This is a genomic window from Streptomyces sp. NBC_00829 (genome assembly GCF_045161795.1).
Lineage (GTDB): Bacteria > Actinomycetota > Actinomycetes > Streptomycetales > Streptomycetaceae > Streptomyces.
Genome location: NZ_CP108868.1, coordinates 74175 through 87587, shown reverse-complemented (window position 1 = coordinate 87587; position 13413 = coordinate 74175). Strand labels below are relative to the sequence as shown.

The 13413-nt window shown below is 68.5% G+C and carries 17 protein-coding genes and 1 pseudogene; 12 read left to right on the top strand and 6 right to left on the bottom strand.

What is annotated here, in order from left to right:
- The first annotated feature begins 251 nt into the window (after positions 1 to 251).
- The 8 genes and pseudogenes from OG293_RS40000 to OG293_RS39965 all read left to right on the top strand — a co-directional run.
- The gene (locus tag OG293_RS40000) at positions 252 to 1091 is read left to right on the top strand and encodes a transposase (RefSeq protein WP_406003888.1); all 840 of its coding nucleotides are present in this window, start codon (positions 252 to 254) and stop codon (positions 1089 to 1091) included.
- Positions 1088 to 1435, top strand: a complete 348-nt coding sequence (locus OG293_RS39995) for a hypothetical protein (RefSeq protein WP_406003887.1) — start codon at positions 1088 to 1090, stop codon at positions 1433 to 1435. The genes OG293_RS40000 and OG293_RS39995 overlap by 4 nt, the downstream gene beginning before the upstream one ends.
- On the top strand, positions 1336 to 1761 hold the full coding sequence (locus OG293_RS39990) for a transposase (protein WP_331752537.1): 426 nt from the start codon (positions 1336 to 1338) through the stop codon (positions 1759 to 1761). Before OG293_RS39995 ends, OG293_RS39990 begins: the two co-directional genes overlap by 100 nt.
- Before the next feature lie 847 nt (positions 1762 to 2608).
- A complete protein-coding gene (locus OG293_RS39985; RefSeq protein WP_406003886.1) occupies positions 2609 to 3268 on the top strand; it encodes a trypsin-like serine peptidase in 660 nt (219 codons plus the stop codon).
- Positions 3205 to 4251 (top strand): FG-GAP-like repeat-containing protein, encoded by a 1047-nt coding sequence (locus tag OG293_RS39980; RefSeq protein WP_331752077.1) that lies wholly within the window; start codon positions 3205 to 3207, stop codon positions 4249 to 4251. Before OG293_RS39985 ends, OG293_RS39980 begins: the two co-directional genes overlap by 64 nt.
- A gap of 31 nt (positions 4252 to 4282) precedes the next feature.
- Positions 4283 to 4828, top strand: a complete 546-nt coding sequence (locus OG293_RS39975) for a hypothetical protein (protein ID WP_331752076.1) — start codon at positions 4283 to 4285, stop codon at positions 4826 to 4828.
- 403 nt (positions 4829 to 5231) lie between these two features.
- Positions 5232 to 5558: a hypothetical protein gene (locus OG293_RS39970; protein ID WP_331752075.1), complete on the top strand. Its 327-nt coding sequence runs from the start codon at positions 5232 to 5234 to the stop codon at positions 5556 to 5558.
- 181 nt (positions 5559 to 5739) lie between these two features.
- Positions 5740 to 5952: pseudogene (locus tag OG293_RS39965) on the top strand (transposase); the annotation flags it as partial.
- A 302-nt stretch (positions 5953 to 6254) separates the two neighbouring features.
- Here the strand turns inward: OG293_RS39965 and OG293_RS39960 are convergent.
- A complete protein-coding gene (locus OG293_RS39960) occupies positions 6255 to 7454 on the bottom strand; it encodes an IS4 family transposase (protein ID WP_331752073.1) in 1200 nt (399 codons plus the stop codon).
- Positions 7455 to 7612: 158 nt separating this feature from the next.
- On the bottom strand, positions 7613 to 7843 hold the full coding sequence (locus tag OG293_RS39955) for a hypothetical protein (RefSeq protein WP_331752072.1): 231 nt from the start codon (positions 7841 to 7843) through the stop codon (positions 7613 to 7615).
- A 263-nt stretch (positions 7844 to 8106) separates the two neighbouring features.
- Between OG293_RS39955 and OG293_RS39950 the strand changes: the two genes are divergently transcribed.
- The 4 genes from OG293_RS39950 to OG293_RS39935 all read left to right on the top strand — a co-directional run bounded on the left by OG293_RS39950 (position 8107) and on the right by OG293_RS39935 (position 10061).
- The gene (locus OG293_RS39950; protein WP_331752071.1) at positions 8107 to 8700 is read left to right on the top strand and encodes a hypothetical protein; all 594 of its coding nucleotides are present in this window, start codon (positions 8107 to 8109) and stop codon (positions 8698 to 8700) included.
- Positions 8684 to 9082 (top strand): hypothetical protein, encoded by a 399-nt coding sequence (locus tag OG293_RS39945; protein ID WP_331752070.1) that lies wholly within the window; start codon positions 8684 to 8686, stop codon positions 9080 to 9082. The genes OG293_RS39950 and OG293_RS39945 overlap by 17 nt, the downstream gene beginning before the upstream one ends.
- Before the next feature lie 63 nt (positions 9083 to 9145).
- Complete coding sequence (locus OG293_RS39940; RefSeq protein ID WP_331752069.1) at positions 9146 to 9664, top strand: DUF2199 domain-containing protein; 519 nt, start codon at positions 9146 to 9148, stop codon at positions 9662 to 9664.
- A gap of 43 nt (positions 9665 to 9707) precedes the next feature.
- Entirely contained in the window at positions 9708 to 10061 is a 354-nt protein-coding gene (locus tag OG293_RS39935; RefSeq protein WP_406003885.1) for a hypothetical protein, read from the top strand.
- 58 nt (positions 10062 to 10119) lie between these two features.
- Here OG293_RS39935 and OG293_RS39930 read toward each other — a convergent pair whose 3' ends face one another.
- The 4 genes from OG293_RS39930 to OG293_RS39915 form a co-directional block, all read right to left on the bottom strand.
- Positions 10120 to 10785: a hypothetical protein gene (locus OG293_RS39930; RefSeq protein WP_331752067.1), complete on the bottom strand. Its 666-nt coding sequence runs from the start codon at positions 10783 to 10785 to the stop codon at positions 10120 to 10122.
- 77 nt (positions 10786 to 10862) lie between these two features.
- Positions 10863 to 11600 (bottom strand): hypothetical protein, encoded by a 738-nt coding sequence (locus OG293_RS39925; RefSeq protein ID WP_331752066.1) that lies wholly within the window; start codon positions 11598 to 11600, stop codon positions 10863 to 10865.
- 277 nt (positions 11601 to 11877) lie between these two features.
- A complete protein-coding gene (locus OG293_RS39920; protein WP_331752065.1) occupies positions 11878 to 12561 on the bottom strand; it encodes a hypothetical protein in 684 nt (227 codons plus the stop codon).
- Between the two features lie 108 nt (positions 12562 to 12669).
- Positions 12670 to 13278: a hypothetical protein gene (locus tag OG293_RS39915; RefSeq protein ID WP_212728547.1), complete on the bottom strand. Its 609-nt coding sequence runs from the start codon at positions 13276 to 13278 to the stop codon at positions 12670 to 12672.
- Positions 13279 to 13413 lie beyond the last annotated feature (135 nt).

Sequence of the window (13413 nt, the reverse complement as noted above, 5' to 3'; positions counted from 1 at the left end):
CCGCCGACGAGGTGCCCGTGGTTCGGGTCCTTTTCCGACGGCCCCTTCCCGAACCGACGCTGACTCTGTCGGGGATCTTGGGGATCCCCGGCGGGGCAGCATGATCAACGAGCATGCTCGGCTCTGTTCAAGAACCGATGCAGTTGTCGAGGTGTCCGTTGTCGCTCCACGTCCGTTCTGGTGAGCAAGTCCCGTCTCTGACCGTGCAGATGGCGCGAGCGAGCAACCCAGGCGGTACAACGGCGATGTGGGTGAGAGACCACCTGGGCGGGCTGTGGCGTGATGAGGACTTCGCCGACTGGTACCCGCGCGACGGCCGCCCGGGGCTCTCGCCCGCCCCGCTGGCCACCGTCTGTGTGCTGCAGTTCCTGCTCGGTCTGTCGGACCGGCAGGCGGCCGAGGCGGTTCGCTGCCGCATCGATTTCAAGTACGCGCTGGCCATGGAACTGGACGCTCCCGGATTCCACCACAGCGTGCTGGCCGACTTCCGCGACCGTCTCACCGAAGGCGGCCGAGCCGACCGTCTCCTCGACCTCGCGCTCGCGCGCCTGAAGGAGGCCGGTCTCGTCCGCGAGCGCACCACCCAGCGCACGGACTCCACCCACGTCCTGGCCGCGGTGCGCGACCTGACCCGGCTGGAACTGGTCACCGAAGCCGTCCGCGCCGCGCTGGAAGAGCTGGCCAGCGCAGCTCCGCACCTGCTGGCCGACCTGGTCGACGAGGAGTGGGGGCGCCGCTACGGCCGTCCGGTCCGTCTGGGCAAGAATCCCACCCGCCCAAGACCAGGATCCTTGCCACAGGCGGCGACGCCGTCCGGCTGCTGGAGCTCGTCGGAGAGCATGGGGCGGATCGCCTGTCCGGTCCCCGGGTCCAGGCCCTGCGGCAGATCATGGTGCAGAACTACTACCGCGACGGGGCCGGCCGTCTGCGCTGGCGCACCGCCGAGGACGGCGGGTTGCCGCCCTCGGCCGTCGCAGTCGTCTCGCCCTACGATCCGACGGCCCGCTATGCGCGCCGCGGACATGTCACCCGTTGGAAGGGGTTCGTCGCGCATCTCACCGAGACCTGTGATCCCGACGACGTCAATGTGATCACGGATGTGGCCACCACCGACGCCACTGGCTACGACGCGAAGGCTCTGCCCGGCATCCACATCCGGCTGAAGCGCCGCGGGCTGTTGCCGGCCGAGCACTTGGTCGACGGCGGCTACACCTCCCTGGTCCATCTGGAGCAGGCGGCCCGGGAACACCAGGTCACGGTCACCGGGCCGGTGCCGGTCAACTCCACCCGCCAGCACTGCAAAAGAACGATGGCTTCGGCCGCGACGACTTCCACATCGACTTCGACCGGCGGCAGGTCACCTGCCCACAGGGCGAGGCCAGCGCGGGCTGGCACGGCCCCTATCCGACCTCCTCGCCCACCGCGGCACCTCTGATCGTGGCGCGGTTCACCAAGAGCCAGTGCCGCCCCTGCCCGGTCCGCACCCGCTGCACGACCACCGCCGACAGCGCCCGGAGCGTGGGCTTTCCCCCGCGAGAACTCCGTGACCTGCAACTCCGAGTCCGCGCCGAGCAGCAGACACCCGAATGGCAGGCCCGCTATGCGGTCCGCTCCGGAGTGGAAGGCACCATCAACGAGCTCGCCCACGGACACGGCATGCGCCGCTGCCGCCACCGGGGACAGCAGAAAGCCCACCTACAGCACGTGTTCACAGCCATCGCCGCGAACATCGAGCGCCTCAGCCGACGGCCGCCGACATGAGAAGCACCTTCGTCCCGGCCGCCGACCGCCTTCCAGAACTTCCTGGACCAGCACGGGATCCCCCGGCCGAGGTCTTGGCGGTCCACCAGAGACTGAGCAGACGACACCAAGATCCCCGACAGAGTCAAGCTGAGATACGCACATAAGAGGTAGGTTTGGATCAAGGTCGGCAGTGATCTGCCGAGGACATGCATGCCGGGCTGGAGCACGGGGGAGTCTGACCAACTCGCCCGTCCGGCCACGGCTAGCGGAACGGGGGCTCATGACCAGGTACCAGTGCGTGCCCGCTGCGGCGGGCGCGGTTGCCGTCGGCGCCGCGCTTCGATCAAAACGGATCGGATGACCGGGGAAACAAGCTCTCCCTGAAGTAACGGCTGGAACGGCGCAGTCGTCGCGGTCGCGACCGCACGAAGCGTCTGCCGCTGCCGCGGACCCAACTACCACCGTGCCCGCAGTCGGGCTTGCCAGTGTCGAGTCCGGCGTGTGTCAAGCCGACTGGGCCGCCCGTAAGGGACCACCAGCATGCCAAGAGCTCCATACATGTTGAGGAAACATGCGCATAACCCGAATACATAAGCTACTGATGTCAGCCGGTGCGCTCGTCCTGGCAACTGCCACGCCCGCCATCGCAGACACCCCTCCCCCGATTGCACCCTCCACCAGCCCCGCACGCTCCACGCCGTCGGATCCCTCCGCACCCTCCACGTCGGCAACACCCACACCCTCTGCACCCTCGGCGCCCTCTACTACACCGTCTACGCCCGCACCCTCCGCCGACGATGACGATGCGGTCGAAGACGACCAGTGGACGAGCGAAGCGGCCGAGGAGTTCTGGACACCCGAGCGGATGGCCGCAGCCACACCGGACTCTCCCCGCCCCGAGGCGCCCGCCGGCTGGAAGCCCGCCGCACGCCTGTCGGCTGCGGCAGCCGCCAATGACGGCCACTACTTCGGAGGCGTCCCCACCGTCGGCACCTTCTTCCACTACACACGGGACCCCGCCAGCGACAAGCTGGAAGGGCGTTTCTGCTCGGCCAGTGTCATCGACAGCCCGCAGGGCAACGTCATCCTGACCGCCGCACACTGCTCGGGCGGCAGCAAGGGCATGTTCGTGCCCCGCTACGACGGCGCGGCGACGAACCCCGCCCCCTACGGCCGGTTCCCGGTGCAGAAGTGGATCCGCGACTCCCGCTGGTACAAGGTGGGTGACAAGCCCACCCGTGACGCCAACTCCGACCTGGACTACGCCTTCGCCCGGGTAGGCACCAACAGCAGCAACCACAGCCTGCAGAAGGCTGTCGGCGCCGCCCTCAAGCTCGGCCAGGTGAACGGCGACTACAGCCAGAACGTGACCGTGGTCGGCTACCCGGGAAGCCACAACCCGAAGAAGCGGCCGATCATCTGCCCGGCGTCACAACCCGGCAGCTTCCCGGCTACCGGCAGATGCGCATGGAGTGCGGCGGCTTCTACGGAGGCACCTCCGGAAGCCCCTGGATCACCGGCCTGAACACCACGACCGGCAGCGGAACCGTGATCGGCAACCTCGGCGGCTACTACGGCGGCGGCCTGGAGAACGACAGCGACCGCATCTCCTTCGCCGTGACCTACGACAAGCGTGCCCTGGAGATCTACGCCGCCGCAAAGAACAACACCGAACCGCAGAAATACCCGCGTGGCTACAGCATGTACCCCACCGGCGGCGGCCTGTGGACCAACGCCAAGAAGATGGCCTCCGGTGACCACAACGGCGACGGCAAGACCGACATGATCGTGGTCTGGACGGACGGCGAGGTCACCCTCTACGCCGGTGACGGCAAGGGCGGCTTCTCCGGCGAGAAGAGGATCACGAAGTCCGACACCTGGAAGGACGCCAAGGTCATCGCCGGAGGTGACTTCAGCGGCAGCGACTCCTCCGACCTCGTCGTGGTCTGGGTGGACGGCGAAGTCACCCTCTACACCGACGTCGACGGCCAGGGCGGATTCGCCAAGGAGACGCAGCTCCAGAAGCCCGACGACACCTGGCGGAACGCCATCCAGATCACGGCCGGACGCTACAGCGACAACAAGTGGACCGACGACCTCATGGTCCGCTGGGTCGACGGGGAACTCTCCCTCTACACCGACGTCGACGGCCGGGGCCTCCTCCACGAGCACAAGCTCAAGGACCCCAACGACACCTGGAAGGACGCCACGATCCTCACCGCCGGCAATTTCACCGGCGGCCCCAACTGGGACGTGATAGTGCGCTGGTCGGACGGCAAGCTCTCGCTCTACCGCGACGCGGGCCCCTCCGGTGTGGGAACGGAAGTCCGGATGGTGTCCTCTAACCAACTGTGGACCCACGCCGCTGTCATGACCGCGGGCGCCTACACGCAGGGCGAGCCCGACGACCTGCTGGTGCGTTGGTCGGACGGTGAGACCACCCTCTACACCGACACCTCCACCACCCTCGGCCGTGAAACCCTGCTCGTGCCGCCCAAGGCCGGCTGAACCCCCCTTTCAGGAAGGCGAGGTACGCGAGATGTACCTGCACACTGCAGCGACCGCTCTCACCGCGACCATCATCGGCCTAACGGGCCCTCACACAGCCTCGGCGGCGGACGGTCCGGGCCTGAGCATCAGCATCCGCGAAAACGACAGCGACAGCACCGCGGACGGCCCCCTTCAGCAGGGTGCACCCGTTGTGGTCACGTCCGACGTCGACCTGACCTCCCTGGCCGCGGACGGCAACGGCAGCTTCACCGTGAAGTCTCCGGCGTTCACCAAGGACGTGACCGTGGAGATGCGGAAGAACAGCTTCGGGGAGGGCTACGGCACCATCAGCTGCGACATCCGGCCGGGAAGCTACCCGGTCGACATCGCCGGGCAGCATGAGAAGTCCGCAGCGATCGGCAAGCGGGGTCACCTGACCATCACGGTCAAGGACGACAACGACCGGTACTGCGAGCAGGCGGCCGGTTCCTTCAGCCGCACCGGCACCATTGCCGCAGTCGTCGGCGGCGGCGCGATAGTCCTGGCCGCCGTGGGCTACACCGCCGTGCGCCGCCGGAGGACCCGGAACACCTGACCCCGACAGTACCGGGGGCCGCCGTCACCGCACGGCGGCCCCCGCCACAGAACCGACCACCAGGCCCCGTAGCCAAGGACGAGAGCGGGAAGAGCACGACCGGGAGCGGCGACGGCTCCGGAGGCGTCAGTGCCCCCGCCAAGGCCCTGCTGAAGTTCTCCACGCCCCACGACCCGGCCGCCCTTGCCGCGTTCATCAACCTGCGCGTTCTCAACCCCGAGCACGAGCACTGGCGGCCGCCAGCACCTCCGACCAGCACTTCGCCTTCATCGCCCGGACGGCCCTGAGGAGCAGACTCAAGAAGGGCTCGCCGGACGCCTACGCCTTCCTCGGCTACCCGCATGACGCACCGCTGGAGCTGACACCTCTCGTCCTGGAACGCACCGAGCTGGCCGACGGCGACGTGCTCAGCTTCTCCGCCGCCCTCACCGCCACCGTGGCCGTCCCGGTGGATGTCATGTTCGTGATTTCCTCCACCACGCCCACCGGCAAGCAGCGCGAGAAGGTCTACTTCCTCAACCGCAACACCGTCCAGCCCGGCCAGCCGCTCCTTCTGGCCAAGCCGCACAAGCTGCGGTCGACGGCCACCACGAAGATCACTCCCGGCCCGTACACCGTCGCGATCCAAGTCAACGGCCGCCGCTTTCCCCCGTTATGTTCTTCGCGGTCCTGCAAGAGGGCCGCTGGCCTCCGGGCCCGGCATGACTTTTGCCCCCTGTCGAACGGATGACCTGGGGGGTGGTGTCACCGGGCCCGGGAGGTGCCGTCGGAGACGCTGATCAGAGGTCCGGCCACCGCTCGGTCCGGCGCAATGCCGGACAGCTCGCGGGCGGCAGGTCTGCATAACGTGGATGCGCGCGTACGACACCGACGCCGAGGCCGGCACGGATCAACTCCCCAGGAGGGATGCGGTGTTCGGCACCGAGGATGTGGGCGTGTTCCTCGGCCTGGACGTCGGCAAGACGACCCACCACGGGCACGGACTGACCCCGGCCGGGAAGAAGGTCTTCGACAAGCCCTTGCCCAACAGCGAGCCGAAGCTGCGGGCCGTCTTCGACAAGCTGGCCGCGAAGTTCGGCACCGTCCTGGTGATCGTGGACCAGCCCGCCTCCATCGGTGCCCTCTGAACGATGTAACGGAAAGCGCCACCGCGCGCCTGTTGTTCCATGGCCTAGACCCAATGCCGCTGTTTTAAGCCGTGACCTTCGGTTTTCGCTTGGCCGGGGCGGTCTTGGAGGCGGGGGTAATGGTGACGGCTTCGGCGGGCGGGGCAGCAGGCTGGGGCCAGTCGCGGTGCTGAGGCCGTTTGAGGCCCCAGTTGGACATCTTGCGCTTGACGACGCGGGGGAAGGCACGGAGTCTGCGGACCGGCAGGAGGTGGCGGGTGATCTCGGCGAGGGCGCGGTCCCAGGCGGCGGTGAGGCGCTCAGGGGGAAAAAGCCGCCTGGGCGGGGACCTGGCGGCGCACAACGCGCAGGGAGCGGGTGAAGGACAGCCGGTCCGGGTCGGTTCCGGTTTCGACCGCGGCCTGGTGCATGACCTGGCGGAGTGCGTGGTGGACGAGGAGGAAGCCGTAGACCTCCTGCTCGACACCTTCGGGGTATCTGGAGCGCAGAACCACGTCCGCACCGCGCTGGTGGACCTTGATCTCGTCCAGCACCCCTTCCACTTCCCACCGCTCGTGATACAGGGCCGCGAGTTCCTGCGCGGGTGCCTGTTCGGGATCGAGGATCGTGGTGACCAGCCGGATCGGGCCGGCCTCTTCGTGGCCGGCGATGGTGTACTCCACCACCCGCACCAACTGCCCGTGCACGCGGCGCTTGTCCCGTGCCGCGTAGATCTCCGAACGGTAGGAGCCGTCCGCGTACTGCTCGCACACGGGCAGCACCGCGTTGGACTTGACCCGCCACAGCAGGTCCGCCCCCGTCCCGGCGGCGGCCTTCCACCGGTCGAAGGAGAGGAAGTTGCGGTCGGCCAGCAGCAGCATCCCCTGCTGAAGCCGCGGCAGCAGGGTGTCGGCCAGCACCGTCTCGGCCACCGTGCACGCCCCGGTAGCCGCGGCGAAGACCGCATGCGTGCCGCACTCGGCCAGCACCACCAGCCGCACCTGCGGAAACGCGCCCTTCTTCTCACCCCGCCCGGACCCCGGGCGTCCGAAGAACGCGTCGTTGGCCGGGGTGTCCGCCACATCCAGTGTGGTGCCGTCCACCGCCACCACCCGCCGCCCCCGGTACCAGGCACCGACCGTGTCCGGCGTCGCCACCGGCCGGCACACCCGTACAAACAGCGCCCGCAGCGGCTCCGGCCCCAGCCGGGCCCGCGCTCGCGAAATCGCCCCGGTCGAGGGCACATCCCACCTGCCCCGCCACCGGCCGGCCCAGGCCAGCCCCTCCGTCAGCAGCCGCGCGACCTCCTCATACGCCTGCCCGGAGAACAGACACATCGCCAGCACGAAATAGACCACGACCCGCGCTGGCAGCAACCGACTCCGACACTCAACCCTGCCCGTCTCAGCAACAACCTCATCGACCAACTCCGCCGGGAACGCCCGCGTCAACACACCCAACGCGATGCGATCCGACAACCGCTCCTCAACCGGCGGCTTGACCTGCCCAGCCCGTGGCACCAGCACCCCTCCCGCGGCACACGCTACAGACAAGACCTATCCAAAGTCAGCGGCATTGGGACTAGATCCCCATGGAGGCTCGCGACGCGTTCGCGAGGCGCCTTCCCGGGCCCAGGACGAGTCCGGAGGGCGGATACTCGGCCGGCGAACTGGACCGCCTAACTGCCGCTGCACGGGCGGACACCGCCCGGATCGTCCGACGCATCCGCACCGGCGAGGAGTTGGTACGCCGACAGCAGGACGAGTCCGAGGGCATCCCTCCACAGCAGCAACAGCTGGCCCAGGTACTTGCGGGCATGGCTGCGACCGGGGAAGTCCCCCCGGGCACGGGAATTGATCAATGGCGGGAACGGCGTGAACTCGCTGCCCGCCTGTTCCAGACCGTGCACTCCGGAGCGATCCGGGCGATGTCCACGACGAGGATGTGGCGCATGATCCACCGGGCCGCTCGCCGCCCAGATCGAGGCCCAGTTCAACCAAGCCTGCTGCCAGCTCGTCCAAATCCTCCACGCGACCGGTGTCATCGAAAGGTCAGTCGGCCGCCCCGGGCCGGTGCTCGTCCACGAGCTGGAGTACTACGAAGCGATCGCCCGCCGGACCGAGGCCGCCAACCCGCCCGGCCTCGCCGACGAGTTCACCGCTTGGGTCCGCCATGGCTGAGGCATTCGGACAGTTCCAATACCCGACTCCACCATTAGGCCTGGCCGACGCCGGCTTCCGCGAGGAACTCGGCTACGAAGAGTTGCTCGCCCGGGCCGAGGCCATCTACGAGGACCACCAGCGGATCTTGAACGGCGAGCACGTCTCGGGACCCGCCGCAGCCACCTACCGTGAGCGCGTCGCGGCAGGCGCCCAGTTCGCCGGGATGGCGATCACGACGACCACCCAGGTCAACCACCTGCTCGCCAACGACAACTTGCAGATCTACCACGGAGAACTTCTCACCTGCGTCTATCGCCACCCGACAGCGGCCTGCCGCGACCCACGAGACGCGGACCTCAGCGGCCCTGCCTGGCCGCGCTGCCGTCTGACCTGCGTCAACATCGCCAGAACGGACCGCGACATCCACGAGGTAAACGGCCATATCCATCAGCTTCGAGTGGACCTCGGCATGCCCGGCATGCCCGAGCCGCTACAGCAGAGCATCGAGATCAACCTCGCCGAACACGAACGCACTCTCGACGAGCACGATGCCGCCCGACCAGAGCCACCAGTCCAGGAACAGCACCGTGACCAGCAACTTTGACCAGCTGCAGACCGAGACACGGGACCTTGCCGCAGCGGTTTCGCGCCTGCTCGCCGGAAAGCCCAGCCGCAGCGACGGCAAACTCACCGTCTCCAGTCTCGCGGCCGAAGCCGCCATCTCCAGGCAGCGGCTCTATGAACACCACCGCGAGGCACTCGCGGACTTCAAGACCCGAGCCGGCGGCGGTCCGCTGATCCCGAACCAGCAGGCTCTCCAGCAGCGACTCGAGGACGCCACAAGCAAGATCAAGAGACTCGAAGCCGAGAAGCAGCTGCTGAAAGACCGGGTCGGGGCCCTCACCGCCGTGGTCGTCGAACTCACCCACGAGGCCGAGGCCAAGAACGTCATCAAGCTCCCGCCCCGGCGGCGCCGATCCAGATGACGTCGAGCGCCAGCGTTCCGAGCCAGCCGATTGCCTGTCCTATGCGATCACTAAGCTCCCCGCATGGCCACCGATCTCGGATACACGTGTTCATGCTGCGGCGAGTTCCACGCAGACCTGCCCACGAGCTACTCCACCATGGCGCCCGACGTCTGGGACCCGGCGTTCGAGAACACGCCCGACAGCATGCTCTCCTCGGACCAGTGCGTGATCAAGGCGCAGCAGTTTCTGGTCAAAGGCATGATCGAGATCCCGGTCATCGACAGCGACGAGGTCTTCTCCTGGGGGGTCTGGGTCTCTCTGAGCCGGGACAACTTCGCCCACAGCTTGAATTTGTGGGACACGCCGGGCCGCGAGTCCGAGCCGCCCTACTTCGGCTGGCTGACGACCGCCCTGTCGATCTACGCGCCCAGCACCCTCAACCTCAAGACCAACGTCCACACCAGGAAGGTCGGGCAGCGGCCCCTCGTTGAACTGGAGCCCACTGACCATCCGCTCGCCGTCGAGCAGCGAACTGGGATCACCATGGACCGCGTCCGCGAAATCGCCGAGGGCGTCCTCCACCCCCGAAACGACACCTGACATGCGACATCCGAGAGACCGCCCCCAAAAGACGCTCATGGAGATGACCGAGCGCGAGTACTTCGCCTCCGTGGGCAAGCGGCCGGGCATGTTCGTCGGCACGGCATCCTTCGGCAAGGTGACCGCGTTCCTGACTGGCTACGACCAACATGCCCTCCGCCACGGTGGTCCTGGGCTCACTGGTTTCCACGACTGGCTCGTCGCCCATGGCGGTCGTCGCTGCAATCACGGCTGGCCTGGGCAGGTCCTCCACATCGCACTGCCAGACGGCTTGGACACCATCGCTCAGCTTCCCGCGGGGGACGAGAAGCGCGCGATCGAGGTCCTCTTCCAACTCCTCGATCAATTCGCCGCGGAGCGGGAGGCGTCCGGAGTCAGCGACGCTCAGAACAACTGAGATAGAAGGCCCACCTCGTCTCGATCCAACACGGCGATCACCTGGACGGACCTCAGCGCTAACCCTCGAAGAGACAGCCGATGCGGCGTCGGTTCGACAACTGTCGGTTGGGTGGAAGAAAGCCGAAGGCGTGCAACCTCAAGCCCATGGCGTGCAAGTCCTCCAGGATCCAGCTCGCCGTGAAGGTGCTGGGCCGCCGGCAGATGCTGCCCACGCCGACGAGGGGCTCCTTGGTCAGATCGACGCCGGCCGCCGCGAACTTTTCGACGCACCGGGCGTAGTGGGGACGAAGCCACCCCTGGACGACGGGGATGATCGGAAGCTCGGGGGCGAGCTCGCGCAACGTCAGGAAGTTCGCGACGGTGAGGTCCTGATGCTGGTCGATCGTCAGGCCGGTCATGCGCAGCGCGTCGTCCTCGCACATGAGGTCTTGCTGGCTGGCCCAGGACAGCCGGCCCACCTCATCCCTGTACCTGCGGATCTGCTGCACGTACTGCTGCGGGGTGGTGCGCCATTCGCCGAACTTGGTGATCTCCGTGAAGCCGCTGTCGAGCGCCCACGGGTGGCCGGCGCGGGGAAGGGTTTTGACGCGGGCGAGCTGGCGGTTCGACACGAACATCGGCACGCGGCTCTCCTTGAGCCAGTGCGGGCGGTGGACGCCGAGCCAGAACGTCGGCAACGGCGGTGCCGCCTGTGCGGGCTGTGCTGGAACGAGAACGGGCATGACCTCTCCGAACGTGAAGGCATTGGGTGGGGGCGGTGCCGCCGCGCGGGACCTCCGCGCGGCGCGGCGGGCGGGGCTCACCAGCCGACGAGGCCCTTGTCCTGCGCGGCCGCGAGCTCCCGCAGATGCGCGTGGAGCCGGGTTGCGTCGCCAGGACCGCAGCCGTACCGCTCGAACACGGCCCGGGCCGCGACGGCGCGGGAGCCGGCGAAGGCAAGGTCGCCCTGCGCGACACGGAGCCGGGTCAGGGCCCGCGTGGCTGCGACGAGGCGTGCCGCGTCGTTGACCGGTGCGAGGCCCGGGCCGTGGGCGGGGGTGTACATGAGGGCGGTCACCTGCTCGCCGACTTCAGGGCACAGGTTCCTGGCAGACGTCAGCCAAGGACGGCGGGCGCTGGTGAGGGCCGGCGACCAGCTCTGGCCGCGGTCGGTGCTGACCACGGCGCACTCGAACTGGAGGCTGACCCGGTACGTGAGCGACACGGCGGCCCGCACGTCCATGTGCTCCCCGTGAGCCACACCGCTCTGGGCAAGGCCCGGCGTGAAGCGCACCTGCGCGGCCCGGCCGTGGATGGTGGTCTCCAGCTCGTAGTTCGCCTGAACCACGGCTTCGACGTCGAGCTCACCGGGGCCCGAGGATCCCGGGAGGGGGAGGGCTTGGCGGAGCAGGCCGGCGCGGAGCTGCTGGGCGAGAAGATCCGAGAGGTCCTGGGCTGTACAGGTTCCGGTGGCGTGCGTGATCGAGCGGATCCCAGCGCGTGCCGCAGCGAGTAGCTGCTCCTCGGCGACGAGAGGGTCGAAATCGACTGAGGGCATGACGGAGCGCTCCATGAGACGAGGAGGGGAGAGGCGACGTACGACTGGCGGGTGCGTCGGGTGGCCGGCGGCGGGGGAGCGCGGCCGGGGCGCGGAGCGAAGGCGGCGGGTGGAGGGCCGGGGCGTGAAGGTGCCGGGCGCGCGGTGGTGGAGCTGCGCCAGGGGCGGGCGGCTGTCTCAGCGCACACCCGCGGGGCAGGGGCCGCAGCGAAAGCAGTGGGTGCCCGGCCCGCCTGCGGCCGGTGACGGCGGAGTCAGGTGGAGTCGCGAGAGCCGGTCAGCGCTCAGCTGCGGGCAGCGGCGCCCGGTCGAGTTTGAAGAAGCACCGGCCGAGCTCCTGCGCCGACCACGTGAACGGGTGCCAGTCCTTCTCTCGGACGGTGACGGTGACGCCGGTCGGTGATTCCTCGACCGCTTCGACCCGCACGATCGGGAAGTGGCCGCTGGCGACGCCGTCGCGCATGAGGCGGTCCCCAGGCCCGACCGGAGCCTGGACCTCGCCGCCGGTGTACCGCGTGTAGGGCACCAGGACCTGCGGGATCCCTTCCGGCACGGCCAACGCACGATCGGTCAGCATGTCGGCCAAGTGCTCTCTGATCAGCGCGTAGAGACGCTGGGACGGCGGGTCCTCCACCGTGAGTGCCACGAACGCCAGGCGCAGTGCCTCGTCGTCCAGGCCGGGCGGATATCCGCGGTTGTCGGCGCGGGCGAGGACGTCCTTGGCGTACCGGTGGGCCAGACGACCGCGGTGGAGGGACCCGGCGGCGGGCGGGCTCGCGGCGACGCACGCCGGACAGGAGAGCGGGGCGTCGGTGAGGCGCGCCGGGTCCAAGTGCTCGTAGTGATGGACGACCGAGTACCGGCCCGCGTCGCAGACCACGTCAATCAGAAAGCCGGTGTGGCTGTTGAGCAGACCCTCGTGAACGGCGCCGTCGTGGCCGATGAGGTTCTTGTGGTCCATGTCTTCTCCGCCGCCCCGGGGGCGGCGTCCTCACTTTCGGTGCGTCGGGTGGGTGGCTGGCGGCACGGGCGCGGTGCTCGCGGCCCCGCGCCTCACGTGCCGTCCGGCCTACTTGCTGAGGTAGAACTTCACCCCCCGGCACACGACCAGGATCGGCCCCGTCGCGTTGATGATCAGCTGGTACGCCTCCTGCTCGGAGACCGATCCCGCCTCCGTCACGGTCTCGTCGAACCGGGTCTGACCCTGGAGGTAGCGGATCAGCTCGTACTTGGCCACCGGCCCGTCGAGCGGAATCGTCGCCCCCATCGGCGAGTGGGAGTCGCTCAGGCCCCGCCCGATCCACCCGGCCGAGAGCTGGAGCGGGGCCGGGAACGGGACGCGGTGCGCAAGGTGCCGGGCGACGGCTTCGTGGGCGCGCTGGTCCCACATTCCGTTCCAGACATCGCTCGCGTTCCTGGCCTCTTCGTCGTACGCCGCCAGGGCCCGGCGCATGTTCAGGTACTCGTTGTCCTCACGGAAGAGCCGGGACGCGGACCAGTTGCCGGTCGTGTCGAAGCCGTCATCCATCGACTGCCCGTCGTGCTGGCGGCCGACCATCCAGTGCCCCGTGGACTCGTCTACGCCGAGCCACACACCCTCGAAGGAGCCGCGCCACTCGCGCCGTGCCTGGTCGACCACGGTCCAACCCTGGTGCTGCTCACCGGTCTTGATGCGCATGAGTGTCTCCTGATCTCGTCGGTAGGGGAGGGCTGGGACGCTCAAGCCGAGGGGCGAGCACCACCAACAGAGATCAGAATACACAGTGAAATATGAATACACAACATCGAGTCGCGTCGTGTGCCCGCGGGCGTC

Coding starts and splice junctions, on each gene's coding strand:
- OG293_RS39985 (WP_406003886.1), top strand. CDS start 2,609: ATGGCCGCAGCCACACCGGACTCTCCCCGCCCCGAGGCGCCCGCCGGC.
- OG293_RS39980 (WP_331752077.1), top strand. CDS start 3,205: ATGCGCATGGAGTGCGGCGGCTTCTACGGAGGCACCTCCGGAAGCCCC.
- OG293_RS39975 (WP_331752076.1), top strand. CDS start 4,283: ATGTACCTGCACACTGCAGCGACCGCTCTCACCGCGACCATCATCGGC.
- OG293_RS39950 (WP_331752071.1), top strand. CDS start 8,107: ATGGCTGAGGCATTCGGACAGTTCCAATACCCGACTCCACCATTAGGC.
- OG293_RS39940 (WP_331752069.1), top strand. CDS start 9,146: ATGGCCACCGATCTCGGATACACGTGTTCATGCTGCGGCGAGTTCCAC.
- OG293_RS39935 (WP_406003885.1), top strand. CDS start 9,708: ATGACCGAGCGCGAGTACTTCGCCTCCGTGGGCAAGCGGCCGGGCATG.
- OG293_RS39930 (WP_331752067.1), bottom strand. CDS start 10,785: ATGCCCGTTCTCGTTCCAGCACAGCCCGCACAGGCGGCACCGCCGTTG.
- OG293_RS39925 (WP_331752066.1), bottom strand. CDS start 11,600: ATGCCCTCAGTCGATTTCGACCCTCTCGTCGCCGAGGAGCAGCTACTC.
- OG293_RS39920 (WP_331752065.1), bottom strand. CDS start 12,561: ATGGACCACAAGAACCTCATCGGCCACGACGGCGCCGTTCACGAGGGT.
- OG293_RS39915 (WP_212728547.1), bottom strand. CDS start 13,278: ATGCGCATCAAGACCGGTGAGCAGCACCAGGGTTGGACCGTGGTCGAC.